This window comes from Microbacterium testaceum (assembly GCF_001476285.1).
GTDB classification, from domain to species: domain Bacteria; phylum Actinomycetota; class Actinomycetes; order Actinomycetales; family Microbacteriaceae; genus Microbacterium; species Microbacterium testaceum_B.
In genome coordinates, this window is the sequence record NZ_LDRU01000002.1 from 1 (window position 1) to 26,178 (window position 26,178).

At 71.3% G+C, this 26,178-nt stretch carries 30 protein-coding genes; 17 read left to right on the forward strand and 13 right to left on the reverse strand.

Features of this window, described 5'->3' with window-relative positions; translation table 11 throughout:
• Positions 1 to 127: 127 nt before the first annotated feature.
• Positions 128 to 898, reverse strand: coding sequence for a HesA/MoeB/ThiF family protein (locus tag NS283_RS00660; RefSeq protein ID WP_058594958.1), 771 nt, complete (start codon positions 896 to 898; stop codon positions 128 to 130).
• Positions 895 to 2,094 (reverse strand): GTP 3',8-cyclase MoaA, encoded by a 1,200-nt coding sequence (gene moaA, locus NS283_RS00665; protein WP_058594959.1) that lies wholly within the window; start codon positions 2,092 to 2,094, stop codon positions 895 to 897. Before moaA ends, NS283_RS00660 begins: the two co-directional genes overlap by 4 nt.
• Positions 2,095 to 2,162: 68 nt before the next feature.
• On the opposite strand from moaA, the gene NS283_RS00670 reads away from it, so the two are divergent.
• The 9 genes from NS283_RS00670 (at position 2,163) to NS283_RS00705 (ending at position 8,040) form a co-directional block, all read left to right on the forward strand.
• A complete protein-coding gene (locus tag NS283_RS00670) occupies positions 2,163 to 2,558 on the forward strand; it encodes a TOBE domain-containing protein (RefSeq protein WP_058594960.1) in 396 nt (131 codons plus the stop codon).
• A 237-nt stretch (positions 2,559 to 2,795) separates the two neighbouring features.
• Complete coding sequence (gene modA, locus NS283_RS00675) at positions 2,796 to 3,554, forward strand: molybdate ABC transporter substrate-binding protein (protein WP_058594961.1); 759 nt, start codon at positions 2,796 to 2,798, stop codon at positions 3,552 to 3,554.
• Positions 3,551 to 4,330 (forward strand): molybdate ABC transporter permease subunit, encoded by a 780-nt coding sequence (modB, locus tag NS283_RS00680; protein WP_058594962.1) that lies wholly within the window; start codon positions 3,551 to 3,553, stop codon positions 4,328 to 4,330. Before modA ends, modB begins: the two co-directional genes overlap by 4 nt.
• Positions 4,327 to 5,403, forward strand: coding sequence for a sulfate/molybdate ABC transporter ATP-binding protein (locus NS283_RS00685; RefSeq protein ID WP_058594996.1), 1,077 nt, complete (start codon positions 4,327 to 4,329; stop codon positions 5,401 to 5,403). The genes modB and NS283_RS00685 overlap by 4 nt, the downstream gene beginning before the upstream one ends.
• Positions 5,404 to 5,631: 228 nt before the next feature.
• On the forward strand, positions 5,632 to 6,000 hold the full coding sequence (locus NS283_RS00690) for a hypothetical protein (protein WP_058594963.1): 369 nt from the start codon (positions 5,632 to 5,634) through the stop codon (positions 5,998 to 6,000).
• Positions 5,987 to 6,184: a hypothetical protein gene (locus tag NS283_RS18505; RefSeq protein ID WP_153003237.1), complete on the forward strand. Its 198-nt coding sequence runs from the start codon at positions 5,987 to 5,989 to the stop codon at positions 6,182 to 6,184. Before NS283_RS00690 ends, NS283_RS18505 begins: the two co-directional genes overlap by 14 nt.
• 318 nt (positions 6,185 to 6,502) lie before the next feature.
• Positions 6,503 to 6,658 carry a hypothetical protein gene (locus NS283_RS18510; protein ID WP_193752605.1) on the forward strand — a complete coding sequence of 52 codons (156 nt, stop codon included), beginning with the start codon at positions 6,503 to 6,505 and terminating at the stop codon, positions 6,656 to 6,658.
• 106 nt (positions 6,659 to 6,764) lie between these two features.
• The gene (locus NS283_RS00700; protein ID WP_058594965.1) at positions 6,765 to 7,610 is read left to right on the forward strand and encodes a MerR family transcriptional regulator; all 846 of its coding nucleotides are present in this window, start codon (positions 6,765 to 6,767) and stop codon (positions 7,608 to 7,610) included.
• A 76-nt stretch (positions 7,611 to 7,686) separates the two neighbouring features.
• Entirely contained in the window at positions 7,687 to 8,040 is a 354-nt protein-coding gene (locus tag NS283_RS00705) for a VOC family protein (protein ID WP_058594966.1), read from the forward strand.
• Between the two features lie 194 nt (positions 8,041 to 8,234).
• On the opposite strand, the gene cydC is transcribed toward NS283_RS00705, so the two are convergent.
• From cydC to NS283_RS00725, 4 genes are all read right to left on the reverse strand, one after another.
• Complete coding sequence (gene cydC / locus NS283_RS00710; protein WP_275934950.1) at positions 8,235 to 9,920, reverse strand: thiol reductant ABC exporter subunit CydC; 1,686 nt, start codon at positions 9,918 to 9,920, stop codon at positions 8,235 to 8,237.
• Entirely contained in the window at positions 9,917 to 11,629 is a 1,713-nt protein-coding gene (gene cydD, locus NS283_RS00715) for a thiol reductant ABC exporter subunit CydD (RefSeq protein WP_241492163.1), read from the reverse strand. Before cydD ends, cydC begins: the two co-directional genes overlap by 4 nt.
• A 70-nt stretch (positions 11,630 to 11,699) precedes the next feature.
• Positions 11,700 to 12,731, reverse strand: coding sequence for a cytochrome d ubiquinol oxidase subunit II (gene cydB, locus NS283_RS00720; protein ID WP_058594967.1), 1,032 nt, complete (start codon positions 12,729 to 12,731; stop codon positions 11,700 to 11,702).
• Positions 12,732 to 12,741: 10 nt separating this feature from the next.
• A complete protein-coding gene (locus NS283_RS00725) occupies positions 12,742 to 14,184 on the reverse strand; it encodes a cytochrome ubiquinol oxidase subunit I (protein ID WP_058594968.1) in 1,443 nt (480 codons plus the stop codon).
• 133 nt (positions 14,185 to 14,317) lie between these two features.
• Between NS283_RS00725 and NS283_RS00730 the strand changes: the two genes are divergently transcribed.
• Together NS283_RS00730 and NS283_RS00735 are read left to right on the forward strand one after the other, a co-directional pair.
• On the forward strand, positions 14,318 to 14,869 hold the full coding sequence (locus NS283_RS00730) for a PadR family transcriptional regulator (protein WP_058594969.1): 552 nt from the start codon (positions 14,318 to 14,320) through the stop codon (positions 14,867 to 14,869).
• Positions 14,870 to 14,968: 99 nt separating this feature from the next.
• On the forward strand, positions 14,969 to 15,244 hold the full coding sequence (locus NS283_RS00735) for a hypothetical protein (RefSeq protein WP_058594970.1): 276 nt from the start codon (positions 14,969 to 14,971) through the stop codon (positions 15,242 to 15,244).
• Between the two features lie 4 nt (positions 15,245 to 15,248).
• On the opposite strand, the gene NS283_RS00740 is transcribed toward NS283_RS00735, so the two are convergent.
• Positions 15,249 to 15,590 (reverse strand): heavy-metal-associated domain-containing protein, encoded by a 342-nt coding sequence (locus NS283_RS00740; RefSeq protein ID WP_081317179.1) that lies wholly within the window; start codon positions 15,588 to 15,590, stop codon positions 15,249 to 15,251.
• Positions 15,591 to 15,601: 11 nt separating this feature from the next.
• Complete coding sequence (locus tag NS283_RS00745) at positions 15,602 to 15,883, reverse strand: metal-sensitive transcriptional regulator (protein ID WP_058594971.1); 282 nt, start codon at positions 15,881 to 15,883, stop codon at positions 15,602 to 15,604.
• Positions 15,884 to 16,122: 239 nt separating this feature from the next.
• On the opposite strand from NS283_RS00745, the gene NS283_RS00750 reads away from it, so the two are divergent.
• Entirely contained in the window at positions 16,123 to 16,485 is a 363-nt protein-coding gene (locus NS283_RS00750; protein ID WP_241490555.1) for a hypothetical protein, read from the forward strand.
• Here the strand turns inward: NS283_RS00750 and NS283_RS00755 are convergent.
• Both NS283_RS00755 and NS283_RS00760 read right to left on the reverse strand, forming a co-directional pair.
• Positions 16,466 to 17,161 carry an ABC transporter ATP-binding protein gene (locus tag NS283_RS00755; protein ID WP_058594972.1) on the reverse strand — a complete coding sequence of 232 codons (696 nt, stop codon included), beginning with the start codon at positions 17,159 to 17,161 and terminating at the stop codon, positions 16,466 to 16,468. The genes NS283_RS00750 and NS283_RS00755 overlap by 20 nt on opposite strands.
• Positions 17,158 to 18,219, reverse strand: a complete 1,062-nt coding sequence (locus tag NS283_RS00760; RefSeq protein WP_058594973.1) for an ABC transporter permease — start codon at positions 18,217 to 18,219, stop codon at positions 17,158 to 17,160. Before NS283_RS00760 ends, NS283_RS00755 begins: the two co-directional genes overlap by 4 nt.
• Positions 18,220 to 18,366: 147 nt before the next feature.
• On the opposite strand from NS283_RS00760, the gene NS283_RS00765 reads away from it, so the two are divergent.
• The 4 genes from NS283_RS00765 (at position 18,367) to NS283_RS00780 (ending at position 21,960) form a co-directional block, all read left to right on the forward strand.
• Positions 18,367 to 19,533, forward strand: a complete 1,167-nt coding sequence (locus tag NS283_RS00765) for a sensor histidine kinase (RefSeq protein ID WP_058594974.1) — start codon at positions 18,367 to 18,369, stop codon at positions 19,531 to 19,533.
• Positions 19,530 to 20,150 carry a response regulator gene (locus tag NS283_RS00770; protein ID WP_058594975.1) on the forward strand — a complete coding sequence of 207 codons (621 nt, stop codon included), beginning with the start codon at positions 19,530 to 19,532 and terminating at the stop codon, positions 20,148 to 20,150. The genes NS283_RS00765 and NS283_RS00770 overlap by 4 nt, the downstream gene beginning before the upstream one ends.
• A 120-nt stretch (positions 20,151 to 20,270) precedes the next feature.
• Positions 20,271 to 21,332 carry a phosphogluconate dehydrogenase (NAD(+)-dependent, decarboxylating) gene (gnd, locus tag NS283_RS00775; RefSeq protein ID WP_058594976.1) on the forward strand — a complete coding sequence of 354 codons (1,062 nt, stop codon included), beginning with the start codon at positions 20,271 to 20,273 and terminating at the stop codon, positions 21,330 to 21,332.
• Positions 21,333 to 21,396: 64 nt separating this feature from the next.
• Complete coding sequence (locus tag NS283_RS00780) at positions 21,397 to 21,960, forward strand: ribonuclease H family protein (RefSeq protein WP_058594977.1); 564 nt, start codon at positions 21,397 to 21,399, stop codon at positions 21,958 to 21,960.
• Between the two features lie 227 nt (positions 21,961 to 22,187).
• Here the strand turns inward: NS283_RS00780 and NS283_RS00785 are convergent, their stop codons facing one another.
• Entirely contained in the window at positions 22,188 to 23,606 is a 1,419-nt protein-coding gene (locus tag NS283_RS00785; protein WP_058594978.1) for a hypothetical protein, read from the reverse strand.
• Positions 23,607 to 23,749: 143 nt separating this feature from the next.
• The gene (locus NS283_RS00790; RefSeq protein ID WP_058594979.1) at positions 23,750 to 24,784 is read right to left on the reverse strand and encodes an ECF transporter S component; all 1,035 of its coding nucleotides are present in this window, start codon (positions 24,782 to 24,784) and stop codon (positions 23,750 to 23,752) included.
• 196 nt (positions 24,785 to 24,980) lie between these two features.
• On the opposite strand from NS283_RS00790, the gene NS283_RS00795 reads away from it, so the two are divergent.
• Positions 24,981 to 25,262 carry a hypothetical protein gene (locus tag NS283_RS00795; protein WP_058594980.1) on the forward strand — a complete coding sequence of 94 codons (282 nt, stop codon included), beginning with the start codon at positions 24,981 to 24,983 and terminating at the stop codon, positions 25,260 to 25,262.
• Positions 25,263 to 25,271: 9 nt separating this feature from the next.
• Here NS283_RS00795 and NS283_RS19385 read toward each other — a convergent pair whose 3' ends face one another.
• The gene (locus NS283_RS19385; RefSeq protein ID WP_081317180.1) at positions 25,272 to 26,171 is read right to left on the reverse strand and encodes a GNAT family N-acetyltransferase; all 900 of its coding nucleotides are present in this window, start codon (positions 26,169 to 26,171) and stop codon (positions 25,272 to 25,274) included.
• Between the last annotated feature and the right edge of the window lie 7 nt (positions 26,172 to 26,178).

Consider the following 26,178-nt stretch of genomic DNA (forward strand, 5'->3'; position numbering starts at 1 on the left):
CGAACCGATGCGGCGTCGGATGCGTTGCCTGCCGCCAGCGGATGGCGCTGAGGTGCGCCGTTCGTCCGGGGCGAGTGCGCCGCCGCGTGCATTTCGCGCAACTCACCGGGGGAGGGGGAGGGGGCGCTCACGGGCGCCTCGCGGGACTCAGGGGGATGACGTCGTGGCGGGCGCGCAGCGCGTCGATGACGACCACGCGCCCGAGCAACGGTTCGCCGGCGCCGGTGACGAGCTTGATCGCCTCGGTCGCGAGGAGTCCACCCACCTGCACGCAGAGCGAGCCGAGCACGCCGACCTGAGCGCACGTCGGCGGTTCGCCCGCCGATCCGGGCGGAAACAGGTCACCGAGCACGACGGGTGCGTGCCCCTCGGGCGGGGCCGACCAGAACACGGTCACCTGGGCGGCCCACTCCTGGACGGCTCCCCAGACGAGGGGGACGCCGAGGGCCTCGGCCGCGGCGGCGACCGCCTCGCGCGTGTCGAAGGTGTCGCTGCCGTCGATCACGAGGTGGGCGCCGTCGAGCAGCTCGCGGGCGTTGTCGGAGGTCAGGCGTACCGTGCGTTCATGGACGACGGTGAGCGGCGAGAGGGCCTGGACGGCCCGGGCGGCGGAGGTCGTCTTCGCCGTGCCGATGTCGTCGACCCGGTGAGCGAGCTGGCGCTGCAGGTTGGTGCGTTCGACCGTGTCGTCGTCGATGATCACGAGCTCACCGACGCCCGCCGCCGCGAGGGCGAGCAGCACCGGAGACCCGAGGCCGCCGGCTCCGATCACCGCGATGCGCGCGGCCGCGATCCGCCGCTGCCCCTCCTCACCGATCCCGGCGAGCACGGCGTGACGAGCCGTGCGGATGAGTTCTTCGGGGGCGAGGGATGCCACCGGCTCGACGAGCGGACTCATCCGCCGATCGCGCTCATCGTGCGCTCGGGCTGGACGAAGTCGGCACGCGCGAGCCCCACGCGATCGGAGCCGTGGGCGCGGGGCTTGAGCCACATGGCATCCCGCCAGATCTGCGCGAGACCCTCGTCGTCGGCGCCGTCGCGGAGGGCCGTGAGCAGGTCGGTCTCTTCGTGCGAGAACAGACACGACCGGATCCGGCCGTCGGCGGTGACGCGCGTGCGCGAACAGGCGGAGCAGAACGGTTCGGTGACCGACGAGATGATGCCGACGTGCCCGGCGAGGGCGGTCTCGCCGAGGCGGCGCACCTCCCAGCGTTCGGCGGGGGCTGCGCCCCGGCCGCGGGGGTCGGCGGTGAGGGTGAAGGCCTCCTCGATCGCGGCGCGGATGTCGCGGGCCGGGATGACGTTGGTCGCGCTCCACGACCGGTCGCCGTCGAGGGGCATGTCCTCGATGAAGCGCATCTCGAAGCCGTTCGACACCGCCCAGTCGACCAGGGGGACGACCTCGGTGTCGTTGACGCCCCGGAGGAGCACCGCGTTGATCTTGATGGGGCCGAGGCCCGCGGCGCGCGCGGCCTGAAGTCCCGAGAGCACCTTGTCCAGGTGTGGGCGGCGCGTGAGCTCGGCGAACGTTTCGGGGTGGAGGGTGTCGAGCGAGACGTTGATCCGGTTGAGGCCCGCGTCCTTCAGGGGCTGGGCGCGGCGGTCGAGGCCGACAGCGTTCGTCGTCAGCGAGATCGGCAGGTCGGGATTGTCGGCACGGATGCCGGCGATGATGTGCTCGAGATCCTTGCGCACGAGGGGCTCGCCGCCGGTGATCCGCAGTTCTTCCGCGCCCAGGGAGTGCACAGCGACGCGGACGATGCGCCGGATCTCGTCGGCGCTCATCAGCTGCGACTGCGGGAGCCACGGCATCCCGTCGGCCGGCATGCAGTACGTGCAGCGGAGGTTGCACTTGTCGATCACCGAGACGCGCAGGTCGGTCGCGACCCGGCCGAAACGGTCGAGGAGACCGCCGCTCCGCGGAGCGCCGGCGACAGGTTCGTGCGCGGGGCGCTCAGGATTTGCCGTCGCGGGGCGGACCCCGCCGGTCGTGCGGACCGCGCCGAGCCCGCTCGCCGCGCCGTTCGCGGTCACGGTCGCGCCGAAGGGGACGGCGACCGGACCACGCGTCGCGCTCGCGTGCTCGGCATCCATGGGTCGAGCCTAGGTCAGCGGGAAGGGGGTGAGGGCGTCGCTCGAGAACCGCGCGATACGGTCGTCGCATGCCGAACGCCTTCCGTATCGCCACCGCGGCGCGCCTGCTCGGAGTCAGCGACGACACCGTGCGGCGCTGGATCGACCAGGGCGTGCTGCCGACGACGGGGGCGTCGCCGGTGGAGATCCCGGGCGCGGCCCTCGCCGAGCGGGCGGTCGCGCTCGCCGACGAGCCCGACGACCCCACCGGGATCGCCTCGAGCGCGCGCAACCGCTTCGTCGGCATCGTCACGCGCGTGCGCATCGACGGCGTGATGGCGCAGGTCGACCTGCAGTGCGGGCCGCACCGGGTGGTGTCGCTCATGTCGGCGGAAGCGGCCGAGGAGCTCGCGCTCGAGCCGGGCTCGCTCGCGGTGGCGTCGGTGAAGGCGACGGTCGTGACGGTGGAGGCGCCGCGCGGCTGATCGGCTCGGACTCGATGCGAGCGAAACTCCTGACTTTCGCCGTCGCGCCGCGCTGTGGGGCGTGGTGGGTACCCCTTCCTGATGGTTTCTCAGGAGTTTGGCCCGCTGGTGACCGCGGTCGCGCCACGAGGGATCGGGCATCAGCGGCCCGAGCGGGCGGAGAGCGGATATATTCGACCTGAATATCCGCAAATGCGGATTCATGTCGAGGCGCGTGGCGCCGGGAAAGGAACTCCCATGCGCCGCCCCCTCCGTCTCGCCGGTGTCCTCGCCGTCGCCGCCCTGCTCGCCGCGTGCGCCAGCCCGCCGCCTCAGCCCGCGGCATCCGGGGATCAGCTGGGCGGGACGCTCGAGGTCTACGCGGCGGCGTCTCTGCAGCGCTCCTTCGACGAGATCGCGACGGCGTTCGAGGCCGCGCACCCCGGTGTCACCGTGTCGCCCGTGTACGACGGATCGAGCACGCTCGCCACCCAGATCGGCGAGGGGGCGCCGGCTGACGTGTTCGCCTCGGCCGACGAGAAGAACATGTCGAAGGTCGCCGCGCAGGCGCCCGCCCCGCAGATCTTCGCGGCCAACACCCTCGTCATCGCGGTGCCCGCCGGCAACCCCGGCGGCGTCGAGACGCTCGAAGACCTTTCGCGCGTGACGACGGTCCTGTGCGCCCCGGAGGTTCCCTGCGGTGCGGCATCCCAGACGCTGCTGTCGAACGCCGGGGTGACGGTGAGCCCCGCGAGCGCGGAGCAGAACGTCACGGCCGTGTTGACGAAGGTTGCCGCCGGCGAGGCCGACGCCGGACTCGTCTACGCCACCGACGTCGTCGGGCGCGCCGACATCGAGGCGATCGTGCCCGAGGGGGCCGACAAGGTGGTGAACCGGTACCCCATCGCGGCCCTGACCGATGCGCCGAATCCCGAGGCGGCGGCCGCCTTCGTCGCCTTCGTGCTGTCGGACGACGGCCAGCGCATCCTCGCCGACGCCGGGTTCCGCGCACCGTGAGGGCTGTGGGATACGTCCCCCGCTGGCTGATCCTGCCGGCCGTCGCGGGCCTGCTCTTCCTCCTCGTGCCGCTGACCGCGCTGATCGCACGGGTCGAGTGGGGCACTCTTGTCGGCGATGTGACGTCGGATGCCGCGCTGTCGGCGCTCGGCCTGTCGCTGTCGACGGGGGCCATTGCCACGCTGGTGTGCGCGGTCGTGGGCATCCCTCTCGCGCTGGTGATCGCCCGGAGTCCCGCGCGGACCGCCGCTCTGCTGCGGGCACTCGTGACCGTGCCGCTCGTCCTGCCGCCGATGGTCGGCGGTGTCGCGCTCCTCTACCTCTTCGGCCGCAACGGCTGGTTCGGCGCGCTCGGGCTGCCGTTCACCACCCCCGCGGTCGTGCTCGCGCAGGTGTTCGTCGCGCTGCCGTTCCTCGTGCTCGCGGTCGAGGGCGCGCTGCGCAGTACGGGGGTCGAGTTCGAGCGCACGGCTGCGTCGCTCGGCGCATCGCGCGCGACCATCCTTCGGCGAGTGACGCTGCCCCTCGCCGCGCCCGGGATCGTCGCCGGGGTCGTGCTGTGCTTCGCGCGCGCGATCGGGGAGTTCGGGGCGACCGCCCTGTTCGCCGGCAACCGTCCCGGCGTGACGCAGACCATGCCGCTCGCGATCTACACCGCATTCAACGGCGCCGGCGTCTCGCAGGGAACCGCCGTCGCCCTGTCGCTCCTGCTGCTCGTCACGGCCGTCGCGGTGCTGCTGCTCGTGCGCGGGTGGCGGCCGGGGGTGGGTCGATGAGCGGGCGCGAACCCGCCGATCCGGCGGTCCCCTTGATCCCGGATGCCGCAGCCCTCCGCGCCCACGTCGTGGTGCGCCGTCGAGACTTCGCCGTCGACATCGCCCTCGACGTCGCGCCCGGCGACACCGTCGCGGTCATGGGTCGCAGCGGCGCCGGCAAGTCGACGCTCCTCGGAGCCCTCGCCGGACTCGTCCCGCTCGACGGGGGAGAGATCGTGCTCGACGGACGAGTCCTCGACCGCGCTCCGCGCGTGCGCACCGCCCCGATGCACCGCGGGATCGTGCTGCTCGGGCAGGACGCGCGCCTCTTCCCGCACCTGAGCGCCCGCGAGAACGTCGCCTTTGGTCCGCGGGCGGCCGGGGTCCCAGCATCCCTCGCCCGTTCGTCGGCCGACGAATGGCTGGCGCGAGTGGGACTCCCCGGTGCGGGGGATCGCCGTCATGCACAGCTCTCGGGCGGTGAGCAGCAGCGCGTCGCGGTGGCCCGTGCGCTCGCCGCGGAGCCCCGGGTCGTGTTGCTCGACGAGCCGCTGGTGGCCCTGGATGCCGTGACCGCGTCGGAGATCCGCGCGATGCTTCGCGAGTGCCTCGCCGGGGTCACGTCCGTCGCCGTCACCCACGATGCGGTCGACGCGGCCGCGCTGGCCGACCGACTCGTGATCGTCGAGCGAGGACGGGTGACCCAGGAAGGGTCGGTGCGCGAGGTGCTGTCCGCCCCGACGACCGAGGTCGCCGCGAAGATCGCGGGGCTCGAACGGCTCGTCGGTGTGGCGCGCGCGGGCGGTTGGGAGGGGGCCGGAATGCGCCTGGAGTCGACGGATGCCGCCTCTCGCGCTCTCGTCGGGAGCGACGGGGTCGCGCTGGCTGCCGTCTTCCGCGCGTCCGACCTGCGGCTGGGAGAAGGATTCCCCGCGATCGTGTCGCACCTCGAGCCGACGCCGTCGGGCGTGCGCGTCGTCACCGACCGCGGGGCTGCCGAGGTGGCGCCGGGTGAGGCCGCGGGGCTCGGTGCGGGAGACGCCGTGCGGGTGAGCGTGGCGCCCGATCGGGTGCGGTTCGTCGCGGCACCCTGACTCTGTGCGCCCTGTCGGGGCGGCGATCGACGGCAGGACCCTTACCCCGGGGCTCGACACCGGTCGTGGCGCGGGTGACGCACGCATGCGGCGGCACTCACCCGCCGCATGTAAAACACACCGTCAGGTGGCATGCATACATGCCTTCCTGGTTGGCTGTCCCTGTTCGACGGATGACGGCGCACACCGCTGTGAGGGGGCATAGTGATGGCTACGGCAACTCCACGCGTGCGCGCTTTCCTGATCTACGGCCTTGTCCTTAGCGTGGTGATGGCGGGGTTCCATATCGTGGCCGCCGGGGCGAGGGGCATCGATCTCGCGGCGCTGATCGTGCTGGCGCTCGCGGCGGTGACGATCGCCGTCGCGGCTGTCATCCTGCGGAAGCCGCTGACGCGTGCGCCCTACGCCTTCTTCGTCTTCCATGTCGTGAGTTATGTGATCGTCGCGGGCTCCACCTCTCTGCATGCCTTCGTGGCGGACTGGGCGGGTGCGCGCGGGGGTGGGCTCGGGTGGATGATCGGCCTGTGGAGCGTGGGGCTCCTCGTCCACGCGTTCGCCTCGGTTGCGCGCAACGGGTTTGCGGATGCTGACCTCTGAGGAGCACCGTCTCGTCGAGTACGCGTGCAAGACGTGGGCGGACGGGCATGTCAAAGCCAGCTTGGCTGTGTTCGCGATGCTCGCCCTGAGCAGCCGGCCGCAGTGGGTCGGTGACGTGCAGGAGAGCGTGCGCGAGATGTCGCGCGGCGCCATGCAGCCCGACGCGCAGACCTCCACCGGATGATGCGTCGGCTCGACCGGCTCGGACTCGTGAGATGCGTGCGGTACGAGTCGCGGGGTCCGGGTGCGGCGCGCAAGATCTTCGCCCTGACCGAGGTCCTGGCGACGTGGCTCTGGGTGTGCGGCGGTGCACTGACGGCGAGTCTGCTCATGATGGTTCTTCGGCCCGGGGGGGCGCCCGCGCCCCGCGGCGTGGATCGTCGGGGTCGTGGGCGGCGTCGTGGGCAGTAGCGTGTCGCTGCTCTTACTCTTGACGTGACGGCTCCGGCGGGTCCCGGTTCGCGCGTCCGACCTGCGGCTGGGAGAAGGATTCCCCGCGATCGTGTCGCACCTCGAGCCGACGCCGTCGGGCGTGCGCGTCGTCACCGACCGCGGGGCTGCCGAGGTGGCGCCGGGTGAGGCCGCGGGGCTCGGTGCGGGAGACGCCGTGCGCGTGAGCGTGGCGCCCGATCGGGTGCGGTTCGTCGCGGCATCCTGACGCTCGCGCCTCGCCGATATCGCGCGGAGCGCCCGCCGGTGGGAGCGCGCCCGGCGTGGCCACGGCTCGCAGTGGCGATGTCGGACCCGTGGGCGACAATCGGCCTATGAGCGAATCGACCGTCACCCGAGCAGCGGGTGCGCGCCTGCTGAGCATCGGCGAGTTCTCGCGATACGTCGGCATCAGTGTGCGGATGCTGCGCCACTACGACGAGCGCGGACTCCTCACGCCCGCATCGGTCGACGCATTCACGTCGTACCGGCGGTACACGCCCGATCAGCTGCGCGTGGCGGGCCGCATCCGCACCCTGCGCGACGCCGGTTGCGGCATCTCGCTCATCGCGGAGCTCCTCCCGCTCTTCGCCACCCCCCACGTGCTGCGGGCGCGCCTCGCTCAGCACGCGGCCTCGCTCGAGACCGCGGCCGCCGAGCTTCACGCTCAGCAGCGTCTGACGCTGTCGTTGGCCGACGCGCTCGACACGTCGTCGGCCGTGGTCGGTGAGCGGGTCTTCCCCGCCGTGCGGACGCTTCGGCTGCGGCGCACGGTGGCCTGCTATCCGGCGGAGGGTGAGCTCTGGGCCGACCTTCGCGACCTGATCGCCCGCCCGGACGGCGCTGACCCGGCGCGCTTCGGTGAGCTGGTCGGCGCCACCTACTTCGACGAGGAGTTCCGCGACGACGACGTCGAGATGGCGATCTGGCGCGACTACAGCGGGCCGTTTTCGCCGCGGGACGGGTTCGACATCGCTGAACTCCCCGCGCAGCGCGTCGCCTGGACCACCCACAGGGGAGACTTCGACACCATCGGGCGCGCGACCGAGATCCTCGGCACCTGGATCGCCGAACACGGGTTCGCGCGGGCGGGTGCCCTCTTCAACGTCTACGTCGTGGGGCCCGGGCGCGAGAGCGACCCCGCGAAGTGGGTCACCGAGGTCAACGTGCCGATCGCTTGACCCTCTCACTGTGGCAGGTCGCACTCTCGATGCAGAGGGCGGACGAGCCGCCTGAGACGAGAGAGAGGTCACACCCATGAGCGACACGAACACCGTGAACTACTTCGAGATCGGCACTCCCGACCCGGAGGCCGCTCGCGCCTTCTACGGGCAGCTGTTCGGCTGGCGGTTCGCGGCCGCCAACCCCGGCGGCTACGCCGCCGTGAACGAGAACGCCGGCGGGCTCTGGGACACGTCGCAGATCGGCGGTGAAGCGTGGGCGGTGTTCTACGTCGAGGTCGCCGACATCCGCGCGACGCTGCAGACGGCGATCGAGCAGGGCGCCGAGACGGTGCGGCCGCTCGTCGACAACGGGACGATCCTCTTCGCCCACCTCGCCGATCCGGCCGGCAACCGGTTCGGCGTGTGGCAGCGCAAGCTCACCGCCTGACGCGTCGCGGAGGGGCTGCGCCGTCGGTGGGCGTCCACGGCACCCGGACGCCGAGTCCGTGCCGCACGGGACTCCCACTGAGTGTCCAAAACACCCGGAAACTTTTGCGAGGTTTCCGGGTGTTCTGGACACTCAGCCCGCCGGCTGGGCCTACGGCGCGGCGACGGGACGTGATCAGCGCCCGGGCGGACGGGTCAGCCGGAGACGACCCGCCCGTCCTCAATCCGCACCTCGCGGTCCACCAGTCCGGCGGGCACCTCGACGTGCGACACGAGCAGCACGGCACGGTCGCGATCGACCGCGCCGAGAAGGTCGTGCAGCAGGGCCTCGGATGCCGCGGGGTCCACGCCCGCGGTCGGCTCGTCGAGCACGAGCACCGGGAACCCGCGCAGGAGCGCCCGTGCCAGAGCCAGTCGTTGCGCCTGCCCGCCCGAGACGAGGACGCCCCGGTCGCCGACGCGGGTGTCGAGGCCGCCGCGCTCGCGGACCCAGCCGTCGAGCCCCACGCGTGCGAGGACGGCCCACAGGTCGGCGTCGCTCGCCGTGTCGCGAGCGAAGACCAGGTTCTGGCGCACCGACTCGTCGAACAGGAACGGCGCCTGCTCGATCAGCCCGACCGTCCGGCGCAGGTCGTCGCCGGAGAGGTCGCGCGCCTCGATGCCGCCCACGGTGTACGACCCCGCGTAGTCGAGGAAGCGCACGAGAACGTGGGCGAGCGTCGTCTTGCCCGCGCCGCTCGGGCCCGAGACGAGGACACGCTCCCCGGGGCCCACGCGCAGGTCGACGTCGTCGAGCCGCCCGGCGTCGCCGTCGGAGTCGCTGCGGGCCGGCCAGTGCGCCGCCACCCCGCGGAGCACGAGACCCTCGCCCAGTGCGGGGCCGGTGCCGGTGGCCGCGGGCTCCGTCTGCGGCAGGCCGTCGGGGATGGTCTCGGGCACCGCTTCGGCGATCCGCTCGGCCGCAGCCCGCACCTGCCGCCAGGACGCGAGGGCGAGAGGAACCGGTCCGAACACCTCGAACACGGCCATCGGCAGCAGCACGACGACCGCGAGCCCCGGCCCCGAGAGGGTCCCGCCGGTGACGCCCGGGGCCGCGACCGCGAGGGCGAGCAGCGAGGCGGCGCCGGCGAGCACCGAGACCGTACCGGAGGTGAGCCCCTGCGCCACGCCCCGGCGGACCAGCGCCCGGCGCAGAGCGGCGTCGGCGGAGCGGACGCGCTCGCGCGCGGCATCCAGAGCCCCGTAGGCGGTCAGCACGTCGAGGTTCGTCAGGAGGTCGTGCACCGCGTCGGCGACGGCGGTGCGAAGCGGCGCCACCGAGCGCTCCGCGCGGGAGCCCGCCGCCCACCCGACGGCCACGGCGACCCCGAAGGCCACGACGAGGCAGGCGAGCAGCACGAGCGCGGCCGGCCATGAGATGAACGCCGTGAAGAGGACCGCGGCGAGAGAGGTCAGGGCGGCGGCCGACAGGGGCAGGACGACCCGCAGCGGAAGGTTCTGCAGCTCCTCGACGTCGTCGACGACGCTCGACAGGAGTCCTCCGCGGTGCGCGCGCCCGAGCCCGTCCGGCGCCAGGGGCACCAGCTCGCGCACGAGATCGGCGCGCACGCCCGCCAGCTGATGCAGGGCCGCATCGTGGCTCGTCAGCCGCTCGAGGTAGCGGAACACCCCGCGCGACAGCGCGAACGCGCGCACCCCGACGACGGCGGCCGATAGGTACATCACGAGCGGCTGCTCCGCCGCCCGCGCGATGAGCCACGCGCTCGCCGCGAGCAGCGCCACCGCGCTCAGCGCGGTGCCGAAGCCCGACAGCACCGCGGGCGCGAACCGACGACGCGAGGGCATCGCCGAGCTCAGGATGCCGCGCACCCGGGCGTTCACTCCTGCACCCCTTCGCTGCGCAGTGAGTTGCCGCGATTCGACGCTTCGAGGTCGGCTGTGGCGACGATCTCCGGCAATTCACCCGCGGGGTGGAGCCCGATCACGCGATCCGCGATCGACCGCGCGGACGGGCGGTGCGACACCAGCAGCACCCCGCGGCCGGCGTCGGCCTCGCGACGCAGGGTCGCCCACAGGTGCGCTTCGGTCGCGGCATCCAGGGCGCTCGAGGGTTCGTCGAGCACGAGCACGGGAGCTCTCGCGACACGGGCGCGATACAGCGCTCGCGCCACGGCGACCCGCTGCGCCTGCCCGCCCGAGAGGCCCGACCCTCCCGCGCCGAGCGGGGTCGCGGGGTCGATGTCGGCGGCGCCCGCGTCGTCCAGCGCTCGCGCTACGGCGACGGGATCGAGGGTCGACCCGAGCGCGACGTTCTCGCCGACCGTTCCCGAGACGAGTCCGGGCCGTTGCCCCGCCCACGCGACGGCGGCGCGCGCGTGGGGCACGGCCACGCCGTCGACACGCACCTCGCCGTCGTGCTCGGCGTATCCGAGCAGAGCGGCGATCAGCGACGACTTTCCGACGCCGCTCGGGCCGGTCATGAGCACGATCTCACCCGGTCCCACCGACAGCGACGCCGTCGGCATCCGGTGCACTCCGCGATGCACGCGCACCTCGTGCAGCGCCACGGTCGACCCGGTCGCGGGGGTCTCGGCATCCGGGTCGGAGGTCTTCCGGGCGGCATCGAGGGCGTCGAAGATCTCGCCCGTTGCCGCGACCCCCTCCGACGCCGCGTGGAACTGCACGCCGACCTGGCGCAGGGGAAGGTAGGCCTCGGGCGCGAGCAGCAGCACGAACAGCCCCACCAGCAGCGAGAGGTCGCCCGCGAGGAGCCGGAAGCCGATCGTCACGGCGATGATCGCGACGGAGATGGATGCCAAGAACTCGAGCGCGAAGCCGGAGAGGAACGACACGCGCAGCACCGTCATCGTCTCGCGCTTGTAGTCGCGCGTGACGGTCTCGATCGTGTCGGCCGCGCGATGCTGCCGACCGAATGCCTTGAGCGTGCCGAGGCCCTCGACCGTGTCGGCGAAGCGGGCGGCGAGCCTTCCGAGCGTGCGGTACTGCTTCTGCTGCACGGCGCGCGTCGCCAGTCCGATCAGCACCATGAAGATCGGGATGAGCGGGATCGTGAGGACCACGATGAGGCCGGAGAGCGGATCGGCCAGGGCGATCGTGCCGATGAGGATCGGCATCGTGATCGCGGTCGCGACGAGCTGAGGAAGATAACGCCCGAAGTAGGCGTCGAGCGCCTCGAGTCCGTGCCCCGCGGTGGTCGCGAGCGACGCGGTGTTGCGCCCGGCCAGCCACCGGGGGCCGAGCCGGGCGACCGCGGCGACGAGCTTCTCGCGCAGCTGCAGGGAGGCGACCGCCGCTCCGCGCGCCGACACGCGCTCCGACGCGACGATCAGGAACCCGCGCAGGAGGACCAGGGATGCCGCCACCCCCACGTACCCCCACAGTTCCGCCGGCGGTCGCCCGCCGATCGCGCCGACGAGCGCTGAGGTCACCGCCCACGCGAAACCGACGATCACGCCGGTCTGCGCCAGCACGATGGCGGCGGTGATGACGAGGAACCCGCGGGCGGCCGTGGCGTATCGCACGAGCCGCGGGTCTACGGGACGCACCTTCTCTGCTCCCACGTCGCTCACGACAACGATCCTTCCAGACGGGTCGCCCCGCTCTCCCCGGGGGTGGTGCGGGAGAGCGGGGCGACCGGCGTCAGTGCGCGACGAGGGCGGCCTTCTCGATGCGGGCGCGGGTGACGCGCTTGCGGAAAACCCAGTACGTCCATCCCTGATACGCGAGCACCAGCGGCAGGAAGATGAGCGCCGCCCAGCTCATGATCGTCAGCGTGTAGTCGGTGCTGGACGCGTTCTCGATCGTCAGACCCGAGCCCGCCTCGAGCGTCGAGGGCATCACGTTCGGGAAGAGCGCGAAGAACAGGGCCGCCACCGCCGTGACGATCGTGATCGCGCCGAGCGTGAAGGCGGTGCCCTCGCGGTCGCGGAGGTTGGCCACCCACGATCCGATCAGGGCGAGCGCAGCGATGCCCGAGAGGGCGACGACCCCCAGCAGGAGAGGTGCCTGATTGCTCGCCGCCTGGACGATCGTCCAGACCAGGAACAGTGCGGCGGCGACGATTGTCGCGAGGCCCGAGGTCCGGGCGAGCTTCCGCGCATCCGTCCGCACCTGCCCGTCCGTCTTCAGCGCCACGAAGTACACGCCGTGGGTGAAGAAGAGCAGCAGGGTCACCAGGCCACCCAGGATGCCGTAGGGGTTGAGCAGCGTGAACAGGGTGCCGACGTACTCGTGATCGGCATCCAGCGGCACGCCCTGCACGATGTTGGCGAACGCGACCCCCCAGAGGAAGGCGGGGACGGCGGAGCCGATGACGATCATGCGGTCGAACCCGCGCTTCCACTTCGCCGAGTCCCGCTGGTGGCGGTACTCGAACGAGACGCCCCGGGCGATGAGCGCCAGCAGGATCAGCAGGAGCGGCAGGTAGAAGCCGCTGAAGAGCGTGGCGTACCACTCGGGGAACGAGGCGAACAGGGCCGCTCCCGCGACGATGACCCACGTCTCGTTGAGGTCCCACACGGGGCCGATGGTGTTGATGATCTGCCGGCGGGCGATGTCGTCCTTGCCGAGGAACGGCAGCGACATCCCGACGCCGAAGTCGAACCCGTCGAGCACGAAGTAGCCGATGAAGAGGAATCCGACGATCCAGAACCAGAGGTATGCGAGGTCCATGACTGTGCTCCTAGTAGACGGTTGTCGGGGTGTTCTCGACGGTGTCCGGCTCCCGCGGCGCGTTCGGATCCGGCAGCGGGTCCGGTCCCTTCTGCGCGTACTTCTTGATGAGCCCGAACTCGACCACCGCGAGGCTCGCGTAGGTGAGGGTGAAGGCGACGAGCGAGACGAGCACGCTCCAACCCGGGACGCTGGGGGAGACGCCGTCCTGCGTGAGCATGAGGCCGAAGACGATCCACGGCTGGCGGCCCATTTCGGTGAAGACCCACCCGACGAGGCTCGCGATCATCGGCAGGGGAGCGGCCCAGATCGCGACGCGCCACATCCACTGCTTCACGGGGCGGGTCGCCTTCTTGCGCGTGACCCACAGGCCGACCGCGCTGATGAGGGCGGTGAGGCCGCCGAGCGCGATCATCCAGCGGAAGGCCCAGTACGTGACCCACAGCACGGGGGCGAAGTTCCCATCCACCTGGTCGGCGAACTGCGGGAACATCTGCTGGCTGTACAGCGTGTTCAGGTCGTTGATGCCTTCGACGCAGCCGTCGAGGGAGTGCGTCGACAGGATGCTGAGGAGGAAGGGCACGCGAATCGAGAACAGCTCGCTTGTGCCGTCGGGGGTGCCGAGCGTGAAGATCGAGAACGAGGCATCCTGTCCGCAGACGGTGTTGAACGTCGCCTCCGCCGCGGCCATCTTCATCGGCTGGGTCGCCACCATCACCAGGCTCAGCTGGTCACCGGCGACAGCCACGAGCACGAAGGACACGATCGCCGACCACAGGCCGAAGCGGAGGGTCGTGCGCATCATCTCGACGTTGCGACCGCGAGCGAGGTGCCAGGCTGAGATCGAGGCCACGATCATCGCCGCGAACATCCAGCCCGAGAAGATGGTGTGCGGGAAGGCCGCGAGCGCCACCGGGTTGGTGAGCATCGCCCAGAAGTCGACGAGTTCGGCGCGGTGGCCGTCGGCGGCCATCTGATAGCCGACCGGGTTCTGCATGAACGCGTTGGCGGCGATGATGAAGTACGCCGAGAACGTCGCTCCGAGGGTCGCCATCCAGATGCTCGCGAGGTGCGCGAGGCGGGGGAGCTTGTCCCAGCCGAAGATCCACAGCCCGATGAAGGTGGCCTCGAGGAAGAAGGCGAGGAGTCCCTCGAAAGCGAGCGGTGCGCCGAAGACATCGCCGACGAAGCGAGAGTACGCCGACCAGTTCATGCCGAACTGGAACTCCTGGACGATGCCGGTGACGACGCCCATGGCGAAGTTGATGAGGAAGATCTTCCCGAAGAACCGGGTGAGGTGCAGCCACTTCACGTCTCCGGTGCGGTACCAGACGGTCTGGAAGATCGCGACGACGAGCGACATTCCCAGCGTCAGAGGCACGAAGAGGAAGTGGTACAGGGTCGTCAACCCGAACTGCCAGCGGGCGAGAGCGAGGGGGTCGAGCCACTCCACGAGGAGCCTCCGATCAAGCTGTGCTATGTGGTCAGACCACATGCTACGCCGCGCCGCACGGCGCCATTCCGGGTTGATTCGGCATCGAACCATATACTCGGAAAGTTATTTCTCGAGCGTGTTCGGAGAGTCCATGTCGGTGCGTCAGAGCCTGCTAGCGATCCTCGATCAGGGCGCCTGTTACGGCTCCCAGCTGCGCGCCGAGTACACCCGTCGTACCGGGGCGGCGGTGAACGTCGGTCAGGTCTACACGACGCTCGAGCGGCTCGAGCGCGACGGCCTGGTCGACAACCGCGGAGTCGACGACGACGGGCGGATCCTTTGGAGCGTCACGCCGGCGGGTCGCGCGGAAGCGCGCGCGTGGCTGAGTGCGGCGACCGTGGCCGACGGCCGCGACGAGGTGGCCCTGCGAATCGCGCTGGCGGTCACCCTTCCGGGCGTCGACGTCTCCGGCATCCTGGCCGCGCAGCGCGCCGGCGTGCGGGCCGCCCTCGCGGATGAGGCGACTCGGAACGACGGAACGGATGCCACTGGCACGGCGATCGTCGCCGCGGCCCGGCGCGCTCGTCTCGAGGCTGAACTGCGCTGGCTGGACGAGGTGGAGGTGCTCGCGGCCGGGGCGACCGGACTCGCGATCTCGGACGAACGTCCCCGACGGGGCCGCCCGGCGCGGGCTGTGCTGTGAGAGTAGTTAGCCGCGCGTAGGGGTTTCGTCAAGGGCGGCGCGGATCAGAACCTCGGAGAGCAGGGTGAGAGCACACCCGGACGACCGAAGGAGTCACACATGGTCATGGAAGCACCGCTCAGCCGCCCGGGTCGCGTCGTCGCCGCTACGGCGGCCCCGTCGTCGGCACCCGTGGCCCCGGTCGAGATCCCCTGGACGCGCATCGACATGGACCTCTACGAGGTCGCGCGCGACGGGTACATCGTCGGTTACGTGGAGGTCGTCGGCTCGGTCTTCGTGGCGCTCGGCGGAACGCGCTACGACCGCGCGGTCGAGGTCGCGCAGCACCTGACGTTCCACGCCGCCGTCGACGCGGTCCTGCGTCGCTCCGCGTGAGCGGTCAGCGCACGAGCGCGTAACCGGCTTCGTCGATCGCCGCCGCCAGCTCGTCGTCGCCGGCGGTGCCGTTCGACCGGATGCGGACGATGGACACACCCCCGACGTTCAGGTCGATGCCCGCGACCTCGACACCGTCGAGAGCGTCCAGCTCTTCGGTCACCGCGCGGACGCAGTGCGCGCACGTCATGCCTTCGACGCGGAGCTCGCTGTCGTAGAGGCCCTCGCTCACCGAGGGGGTGGGGGTGGCAGCCGCGGTGGTGTGGCCGCACCCGCAACCGTCGCCGCATCCTCCGCCGGAGGGCGTCGAGGCGGTCAGTCCGAGTTCGATGCGCTGCGTGGCCATGGGGGTCTCCTTCACGAACGGACCAGGCGGGCGATCGCCTGGTTGGCTTCCTTGAGCTTCTCTTCGGCGACGGGACCGCCCTGTGCCGCCGCCTCGGCCACGCAGTGCGACAGGTGATCGTCGAGGAGGGAGAGGGCGACGGTCTCGAGCGCCTTCGTTACGGCGGAGACCTGGGTCAGGATGTCGATGCAGTACTGGTCGTCATCGACCATGCGCGCGATGCCGCGCACCTGGCCCTCCGCGCGACGCAGACGCTTCAGCAGGTCGTCCTTGTGGCCCACGTATCCGTGCATGCGTCGATGATACCCCCATGGGGTATACCTAGCACCGACTTCCGGCCTGTCAACCCCCTCGGAATTCCGAGCTCGCCGACGGATGGTCGAGACATCAGGAGGTCGACATGTTCTCTCGTCGCACCGGTGGTGGTCAGCGATGACCGCCGACCCCTTCCCCACCGGTCCCCATCGCCCCGTGCGGATTCCGCACCTGCCGCCGCTGCGCCAGACCCGCGCGCAGCGTCGAGAATCGAAGGATGACGCGAACGCTGGCCGCGCTCCCGGGCGCCGCACGCAGGCTCTGCCTGAGCCGGAGGAACGGGGAGATCTGCACGCGTGAAGACGGCCATCGCGGCCTCCACCATCGCACGGGGGGACGACTCCTGTGGAGCGACCTGCAGGCCGACCCACCCGCCTGCCCCGCGGCGGGAACACCGGCCGATCCCGCACCCCTCCTCGCGGACGGCTTTCCCGGAGGCCGCGCCGTCTGCCCGGTCTGCTGGGCCTTCGTCGACCGCGACGGCGACGGCCTGATCGAGCCCCACGACTCGTGGCGGGGAGACGAGTCCCGCGGCGAGGCCGACCGCCGTCGCGAGTGGTTCAACGCGTACGGGTGGTGACGAGGGCCGCGCGTCCGTCGACGACCTCGACCGTCTCGTCGAGCGCGTCGCGGTGCACGAGATCGTGCGTGACGAGCAGCGTGGCCGTCTCCCTCTCTCGCGTCAGGCGTGACAGCAGCGCCATGATCTCCGCACCGCGTGCGCTGTCCAGGGCGCTCGTGGGCTCGTCCACCAGCAGCACGCGCGGCTCGTGCACGAGAGCGCGGGCGATCGCCACACGCTGTCGCTGACCGCCCGACAGCTGCGCGGGGCGGCGATCGCCGAACCCGCCGAGGCCGACGGCATCCAGGAGCTCGTCCACCCGGGACCGCACAGCGGTGCGACGTTCACCGCGCCCTCGCCCGCCGAGCTCCGCCATCACGCGCAACTGCTCGCGCGCGGTGAGCGAGGGAAGCAGCTGAGGCTGCTGGAAGACGATACCGATCCGCTCTCGTCGCAGCGCCGTTCGTTCCGCCGCACTCAGACCGGTGGCGTCCACCCCGTCGACGATCACCCGGCCGGAGTCCGGGCGGATCAGGGTCGCCGCGAGCGCCAGCAGGCTCGACTTGCCCGAACCCGAGGGGCCGGTGATGCCGGTGACCACTCCCGGCCGGCCTTCGACCGTGGCGCGATCGACGGCGGTGACGCGGGTGTCTCCGTCGGGGTAGGTGAGGGTGACGTCGTCGAGAAGGATCATCGAGTGCTCCCGAGTGCGGTGAGGGGGTCGGACGAGGTGACGGTGCGCAGCGAGACGGCCGCGCCGAGCAGGCCGAGCGCGATCATGATCGCGGCGGGGGCGAGGGTCGTCAGGGGGCTCAGGACGAAGGGCAGAGCCCCGCCGGCCAGCGTGCCGAGCAGTGCCGTGAGGCCGATGCCGACCCCCACCCCGACCGCGAGGACCACCAGGGCCTGACCGAGAGCGTCGCGAACGAGGGAGGGAGTGCTCCCCCCGAGGGCCTTGAGCACGGCGATGTCGGCCGAGCGCTGCATGGTCCACACGGTGAAGAACGCGCCGACGACGAGCGCCGAGACGCCGAAGAGCATCGCGATCATCAGCGCGAGCGAGCCGATCTCGGAGCGGAACGTCGATAGGGCGGTGAGGCTCGACAGGGGAGAGGATGCCGTGGTGCCGGTGTCGGCGGCGACCGTGTCCCACGCGGGTGAGCCCGAGACCGCGAGCACGGTCGGCTCTCCCGTTCCGCCCAGACGCTGGTCGAGGGCTGCCCACGCGGTCGACGTGAGCGTGACAACCGGCGTGTGGCTGTACCAGTCGTCGCCCCCGATCGCCGTGACCCGATAGGAGGAACCCGCGATCGTGACCTCGTCTCCGACCGCGGCGCCGAGGTTCTTCGCCGCTCCCGTCGACAGGTCGATCTCGTCGTCGTGGCGGGGAGCGGCGAACGTCGTGCCGGTGTCGAGGCCGAACAGGGCCACCGCGGTGGAGGCTCCGGGTCCCTCGGCCCGCGTCTGCGCGATGCCGACGGGGGTCACGGCGTCGACGCCCGCGGCCTCGCGCCACGCGTCGACGGTGTCCTGACCGATCGAGGAGTCGGCGAACGTCGCCGCGGCGTCGCCCGCCGGCTGCAGCACGAGCCGATCGGCGGGGAGCGCGAGCACCGCCGAGACGTTCTGGGCGGCGAGGCCACCGGTGAGGCCGGAGAGGAATCCGACGAGCAGGGTGATGAGGGCGACGACCGCCCCGATGAGGGCGAATCGCCCGCGAGCGAAGCGCAGATCGCGCCATGCGACGTACACGCCGCCTCCTTCCGGCCGACGGGTCTCGTCGACGTCCTTCCACCCTCGTCACCGGATGCCGCCGGGTCATCGCCGTCCCGGGCGAACTCTCGTTCCACCTTTCGGATGATCCGCCGGGGGCTCGGCATCCGTAGCCTGGATCGCGACATGTCTCATCGACCCCTCGCCCCGGTGTTCGCGGGCCTGCGCATCGGGCTGCACGCGCTCTTCGCGGGCCTGCTGGCGCTCGTCGTCGTGCGCGTCGTGCTCACGGGCGCGGGCGCGACGCCGATCGTCCTCGCCGTGGTGCTCGGCGCGATCTACGGCGCGGGTGCCTGGATCGCGCGCGGCGGACGCTCCGCGGCGGGGGTGATCTGGGTGCTCGCCCTCACGGTGGTGTGGGCAGCGCTGGTGTGGCTGGTGCCCGAGGCGGCGTACCTCGTCTTCCCCCTCTTCTTCCTCTACCTGCACGTGCTGCCGGGCGCGGCCGGACCGCTCGCGGTGGTGGCGACCACGGCGCTCACCATCGCCGCCTTCGCGCTGCACGGCGGCCTCACCGTGGGCGGAGTGGTCGGCCCCGTCGTGGGTGCCGGCGTCGCCCTGCTGATCGGACTCGGATACGCGGCCCTCGAGCGTCGAGCCGCCGAACGCGAAGAGCTGATGGCCGAGTTGCTCGCGACGCGCGATCGCCTGGCCGCCGCGGAACGCGAACAGGGCACGCTCGCCGAGCGCGGGCGCCTCGCGCGCGAGATCCACGACACGGTCGCCCAGGGGCTGTCGAGCATCCAGATGCTGCTGTACGCGGCGGAGCGGGCGGATGCCACCGGCCCCGGCATCGACCACATCCGTCTCGCACGACAGACCGCCGCGGACGGTCTCGCCGAGACGCGGCGGTTCATCCGCGAACTCGCGCCGCCCAGCCTCACGCACGGTCTCGGACCCGCGCTGGAGCGCCTCGCGCGCGGGTGGGGAGAGCACGCGGGGGTCGCGGTCGACGTCGACGTCCCCGACGAGGTGATCCTGCCGATGGATGCCCAGACGGCTCTTCTACGCATCGCGCAGGGAGCCCTCGCCAACGTCGCTCAGCACGCCTCCGCGACGCACGTGCGCGTGAGCCTCAGCACCTCGGAAGGCGCGGTCCGTCTGACGGTGTCCGACGACGGTCGCGGCTTCGACCCGGCCTCGGACGCGGCGCAGGACGGGGGAACCGACTCCTTCGGCCTTCGCGCGATGCGCGAGCGCGTCGACCAGCTCGACGGCACGATCGAGGTGACGAGCGCACCCGCGAGAGGAACGACCGTCGCCGTCACGTTGCCGAGAAGGGGAACCCGATGATCCGCGTCGTGATCGCCGACGATCACCCCGTCGTCCGTGCGGGCGTGCGCGCACTGCTCGATGCCGAATCCGACATCGACGTTGTCGGGGAGGCGGCGACGCCCGACGAGGCGGTCGACCTCGCCGGCCGCCTCTCGCCCGAGCTCGTCCTGATGGACCTGCAGTTCGGCGATCGCGCCGCCGGGGCCGAGGCGACGAGACGCGTCCGCGAGCTCGCCGCGCCGCCGTACGTCCTGATCCTCACCAACTACGACACCGACGGCGACATCCTCGGTGCCGTCGAGGCCGGCGCGAGCGGCTACCTCCTCAAGGACGCGCCGCCGCACGAACTGCTCGCGGGCGTCCGCGCCGCCGCCGCGGGCCACAGCGCCCTCGCCCCGGCGATCGCGGGCCGCCTCATGGCTCGCCTGCGCGAGCCCCGCATCAGCCTCTCGGCGCGCGAGATCGAGGTGCTGCGGCTCGTGGCGCGCGGCGCCTCGAACGCCGAGGTCGCGGCCCGCCTGCACATCACCGACGCCACCGTGAAGTCCCATCTCGCGCACGTGTTCTCGAAGCTCGGCGTCACCTCGCGCACGGCTGCCGTGTCGGCGGCCCGCTCGCTCGGCATCCTGAGATGAGAACCGCCCGGCCACGCGTTCGCAAGGCGGGCCCCCCGCGGTCTCGCGCTCCTAGACTCGCGGAAGGGGCCTCTCGCGGCCTCGACGCACGATGAACCATCCACGATGAACGGGGATCCAATGCAACTCGCCATGGTCGGTCTCGGACGAATGGGCGCCAACATCGTCCGCAGGCTCATGAAGGACGGTCACGACTGCGTCGTCTTCGACGTGAATCAGGATGCCGTGGCCGCCCTCGTCGCGGAAGGCGCGACCGGTGCGACCAGCATCGCCGACCTCGCCTCGAAGCTGACCAAGCCCCGCGCCGTGTGGCTGATGATCCCCGCGGGCTTGACCGGCACCGTCGTCGACCAGGTCGCCGAGGTCTTCGAACCCGGCGACATCATCATCGACGGCGGCAACTCGAACTACCGCGACGACGTGCGTCGCGCGGCGAAGCTCAACGACTCCGGCATCCACTACGTCGACGTGGGAACGAGCGGCGGCGTCTTCGGTCTCGAGCGCGGGTACTGCCTGATGGTCGGCGGCCACGACGAGGCCGTCGCCCACCTCGAGCCGGTGCTCCGCACGATCGCGCCCGGGCCGGGCGACGTCGAACGCACGCCCGGTCGCACCGGGGAGTACTCGACCGAGGAGCGTGGATACCTGCACTGCGGCCCCTCGGGGGCGGGTCACTTCGTGAAGATGGTGCACAACGGCATCGAGTACGGCATCATGGCGGCGCTCGCCGAGGGCCTCAACGTGCTCAACAACGCCGACGCGGGTCTGCACCAGGGCGAGCACTCCGCCGAGGTCGCGCCGCTCGAGGAGCCCGAGTTCTACCAGTTCGACATCGACACCGCGCGCGTGACCGAACTGTGGCGCCGAGGCTCGGTCATCTCGTCGTGGCTGCTCGATCTCACCGCGGCCGCCCTCGAGCAGAACCCCACGCTCGACGGTCTCGCCGGGCGCGTCTCGGACTCGGGCGAGGGCCGCTGGACCGTCAAGGCGGCGGTCGACACGGGCGTTCCGGTCCCGGTGCTCGCGGCCTCCCTGTTCGAGCGTTTCGCCTCGCGCGGTGAGGACCACTTCGCCAATCAGGTGCTGTCGGCGATGCGTCTGCAGTTCGGTGGGCACCAGGAGCTGCCGGCCGGCGATGTTCTCGAGGCGGGATCGAAGAAGGCGGACAGCGGGAAGAGCTGACCCTCGGACGGTGCCCGCCGTGCCGCGTGCACGGCGGGCGCCGGAAAGCAGCGAGACTGGAGGGATGAGCACGCCTGCGCCCGCCTCCGCCGATCGTTACGTCGTCGCCACCGACGGCGCCTGCAAGGGCAACCCCGGACCCGCGGGGTGGGCGTGGGTGGGCGAGGACGGCCACTGGGCGGCCGGCTCCATCCCCGAGGGCACCAACAACATCGGCGAGCTCCTCGGCCTCCTGCACGCGATCACCGATCACGCCGACGTGCGCGAGCTGGTCGTGCAGGCGGATTCGAAGTACGCGATCGACACGTACTCGTCGTGGATGGACGGGCACCGTCGTCGGGGCTGGGTCACGAGCGCCAAGAAACCGGTCGCCAATCGCGGCATCCTCGAAGCGTTGATCGCCGCGCGCGATGCCCGTCGTGCTGCGGGGCTCCCCGACGTCGTGCTGGAGCACGTCCGCGGGCACAGCGGGCACGTGCTGAACTCGTGGGCCGACGAGCGGGCCGTGCGCGCATCGCAGCACGCGGCCAAGGGCGAGGAGCTGGTCTGGACGTCGTTGCGCGGTCTCGAGCGGCTCGACGTTGCGTCGGCGCCGCCGCGTTCCGCGGCCGACCGCAACGGGCGTTGAGGCGCGGCTCGGCGGGGGCGATCCCGGGGCCGGCGCCCCGCGGGCGGCGTTCGCGCCGCCGAGGCGCGGCCATAAACGCTCTCCGCGGCAGTGGGGCACGGCCATAAACGCCCTCCACTCACATAAACACGTGCGCAGCGCGTTTATGTGAGTGGATGGCGTTTATGCGGCATCCCGACGCGGCTGCGGCGCGGGGCTGCGGCGCGGGGCTGACCCGGACGACTCGCTCAGAAGTCCTTGCTCGCGAGCGCGGGGGTGCGCAGCAGCGCGCTCTTGAGGACGCTCTCGCCGGGGTACAGGCGCGTGCCCTTGAGGCTCCCGAACGCGAACGGCGCGCGCATGTGCCAGATCGAGACGCCCGTGCACCAGCGCGACTGCAGCGGTGCTTGCAGGACCGACTGGTACAGCAGCCCCTGGACGTCGAAGTTCTCGACGCCCGTGGGCGGAGAGCTGTTGTCCTGCTTGGCGAGACCGTCGACGCGGGGTTGCACACCGACCTCCGTGATCAGGAACGGGATGCGCAGGGCGTCGCAGACGGTCTCCAGCTTGCCGAGGTGGTCGTCGGTCTTCCCCCCGCCGCCCCGCCATCCCGCGACGAGCTCGTCGACGCCGATGTTCGGCGTGTCCGGCGTGTAGACCTTGTCGGTCAGAACGACCCACGAATTGATGCCGAACACGTCGAGCAGCCGTGCCATGTGCGGCGTCGACTGCGGGACCCAGAAGGTGTACAGCAGGAAGAGCTCGAGCGTCGTGAAGGCCGCGGTGAGTTTGAGCGCCGGCTCCGCGTCGCGGAGCTTCTGGATCAACGGCACCCAGCGGTCGTAGGTGGCGGCATCCGTCTGATGCGGCTGCTCGCACACGAGCGAGAGGTACTCGACGTCATTGCGGGCGCAGAGATCCGCGAAGAAGAGAAGCTGGTCCTCCCAGTTCGCGAAGAACTCATCGAGGGATGCCGGGGTGTAGTTGCCGCGGTAGAACCCGTCGCCCTGGTCGTTCGTGACGATGTGCGGCTTCACGAGCGTGATGCGGACGCCGCGTTCGCGAGCCTGCTGGAAGACCTTGTCGATCCGATCGTCGGTGACGCGGGTGAAGGTCGTGGAGGTCGGATCGGAGATGAAGCAGTAGATGACGAGCGTCGCGTTCGCCCCGAGGCGGGCAATCCGGTCCAGTTCTTTCGCCGTGACCGACATCGGCGTGCGCTGGTCGAGACTCAGCGAGATGCTCAGGTCGCGCTTGAGCGGTGCGACCTTCCCGGCGAAGGTGCGGGTCGATCGCTTCTTCCCCTCGGCGACCTCGAGGGAGAAGCGGTAGGCACCCTCCTCGGTCGGGCGTCCGACGAGGCTCCCGGCGGCGATGCTCACGCCCGCGGGCAGGGTCCCCGACGTGAGCGCGAGGGTGACGTCGGCGGCATCCGAGATCCGGCGGACGACGCTGTCCCACGCGGAGAGGCGAAGGTCTTCGGGGCCGTCGGTGGGCGACGGGCTGGAGCGCGGCGTCGGGGTGGCAGAACTCGCCCGCGCGCTCGGCGCGGACATGGGCTTCTCGGGGGCGCCGTGGGTCATCACGGTGGCGGCGGCGACGCTTCCGACGCCGAGACCGAGGACGCCCAGGGCGCCGACGATCATGCTCCGCCGTGACAGCTCCATCAAACCCCTCCCGATGCGATGGCTTCGTCGACCGAGAAGAACTCGTGCTCTCCCGCCGGATCAGCGTAGGGCGCGCGGATGAACGGCGTGCCCCACGAGGCCGAATCGTCGGCATTTCAGGGGCTTCTCTCGGTCGAGCGCGGTCAGACCAGCGTGAGTCGCCGCCGACCCGGGTCGAGTACCCATCGTGGGGCGAGGGGCGCACGCAGATGATCGATCAGGGGTACGTGGGGCGTGGGCACCCCGGTCGCGCCGCGCAGCCAGACGAGCACGATGAGCGCGATGAAGCCGGTGAGGAGTTTGTCGATCACCGAGGTGAACAGGTTTGTCGAGAAGGCCGCGGCGACCATCGGCAGCCCCATGGTCTCGAGCGACAGCGTGACGGTGTCCGATCCGTGCCCGGAGAAGCCGGCGAAGAGCAGCACGTTGAGGGGTGCTCCGACCAGCGAGCACGCGAGGGCCACCAGCAGGTTCAGCTGGAAGTACCGCACGATGTCGCCGCCCATCCCGAAGCGGCGGACCCCGTAGCCCCAGACGAGCGCGCCGACCGCGTTCACGAGCGCGAAGGGCGCGGCCCCGGGGATCCCGACGACGACGCCGCACAGGTTCGTCAGCAGACCCATGGCCACGCCGTACCAGGGCCCGAACACGATCGCCGCGACGGCGGTGCCGACCATGTCGAGGTAGAGGGGCAGATGGAGATGCTGCACCACGACGAGTCCCACGACGTTCAGCAGGAGGCACCCGACGAGCGTCAGCGGCGCGAAGCGGCGACGGGTGGGTGCTGCGGGCAGCAGGCTGGGTCGGTCGATCGGTGCCGGAGCGTCGACGGCCGGGGTGGGCCGTTGACGAGCGGAGGGCTCGGTGAGGCGTCGCACGCGGTGGTAGCGCTCGACCCAGGTGTCGGCTTCCGTGTCATTCGCTCCCAGGGCACGGACGATGTCGTGCACGAGAACCGGATCCATGCGCGATCGTCCCGGGCGGAAGACATCGTAGACGGTCGTGCGTGCCGGATACGCCGATGCGGCGGGAATTCCGCGCTCGATCCGGAGCTCACCGACGCGACGCGCCAGTTCGCCGTACGAGAGGGGGCCGCGGGCGTCTTTGAAGGCCACGAGGTCGCGCGCGATGCAGTCCAGGGAATCGGGTTGATCCTGCGGTGAGGCGGAGAGGACCACGGAAGCCCCTTCTGTCGATCACGATGGTGCGCTGCTCACCCTATCCGCGCGATCCCTCCTCGTTACGCTGGAGTCACCCCTGTGATGTCGACGCTCCGCGTCGCGCTCGAAAAAGGAGCACCTCATTCCCGAGTCCCGTATCCGTGCCCTTCGCACCGCGTCCCTCGTCATCGCGGGCCTCGGTGCCTCCGCCACCATGAGCACCCTCGGTTCGTGGTGGACACCGCTCATCCTCCTGATCGCCACCGCCGGCGCGCTGCTGGTGGTCTTGCGCACACCGGCCGGGGCCGTGGCATCCCGTGCTCTGGTGCCGGTGCTCATCGTCGTGGTGGCGCTGACGGTCGCCGGTGTCCTCGGGGCGCTGGGCGTCCTGCCGAACGGGTGGGTCTGGGCTGCGCTCGGCGCGTACATCGTGGCGTGGGGCGAGTACCTCGTGTCGCAGACGATCGCGCGGTCGCGGGGAACGACGGCCCGCTGAGCCTTCCCGCTACGCGACGGTCGTGCCCTGATGGAAGAGGCACCGCGGGTCGGGCGAGACGGTCCACAGTGACGACCGGCGGCTCACGCGACCGTCGAAACACAGCACGTACTCGAGCAGCACGATGTCGGACGCGATCGTCCGGGCCGCACGTTCCGTGATCGTCCCCGGCGCCTCGCCCGGCTCGTCGCTCAGTGCTTCGATGATCGCTCTCTTGGTCCAGCGGCGTCCGGACTGGCCGATCTCGACGAAGGCGTCGTCGAGCAGTCGGTCGACATCGGCAGGGACGCGGCGGACGGCCGGGTCGAGCAGACGTTCCTCCGCGGCCCAGGCTGTCGCGACCAGCGCATCGGTGTCCCCGACGCGGAACCGTGTAAGGGTGCTCGGCACAGGGGTCGTGCGCCCGGAGAGGTGGTCGCGGCGCAGCACGCTGTAGGCGACGGATGCCACGGGCTCAGCGCCCTCGACCGGCCACCCGTCGCGGTAGTACGCCTCGCACACCCACCCTCCGCGCTCGAACGCGCGGCGCATCGCGAGGTTGTCCTCACGTGTCTGTCCCTCGAGCCGGAGGACATTCGCCCGGGTCGAGAACACGCGATCACGCGCCAGCGCGAGGGCCGTCGTCCCGAAGCCGTGCCCGCGCCAGACCTCGGCGAGGCGGAGGTCGATCATGGCCGTGGCGTCCCCGAGGTCGTCGAGCCGGACGAGCCCGACCCGGCCGCGGTCGCCGTTGAGCCAGTGGGCCTCGATGTCGTCGCCGTGCCACACGCCGTCATCGATCGCCCGCTCCACGTCTGGAGCCGTCAGGCGCGCTCGCACGTGGAAGGGGAAGACGTTCGTCGTGAGGAAAGCGATGAGCTCCGCGCGGTCCCGCCTCGACGGATCCATGGGGGTGAGCGACAGGGACATTCCCCCA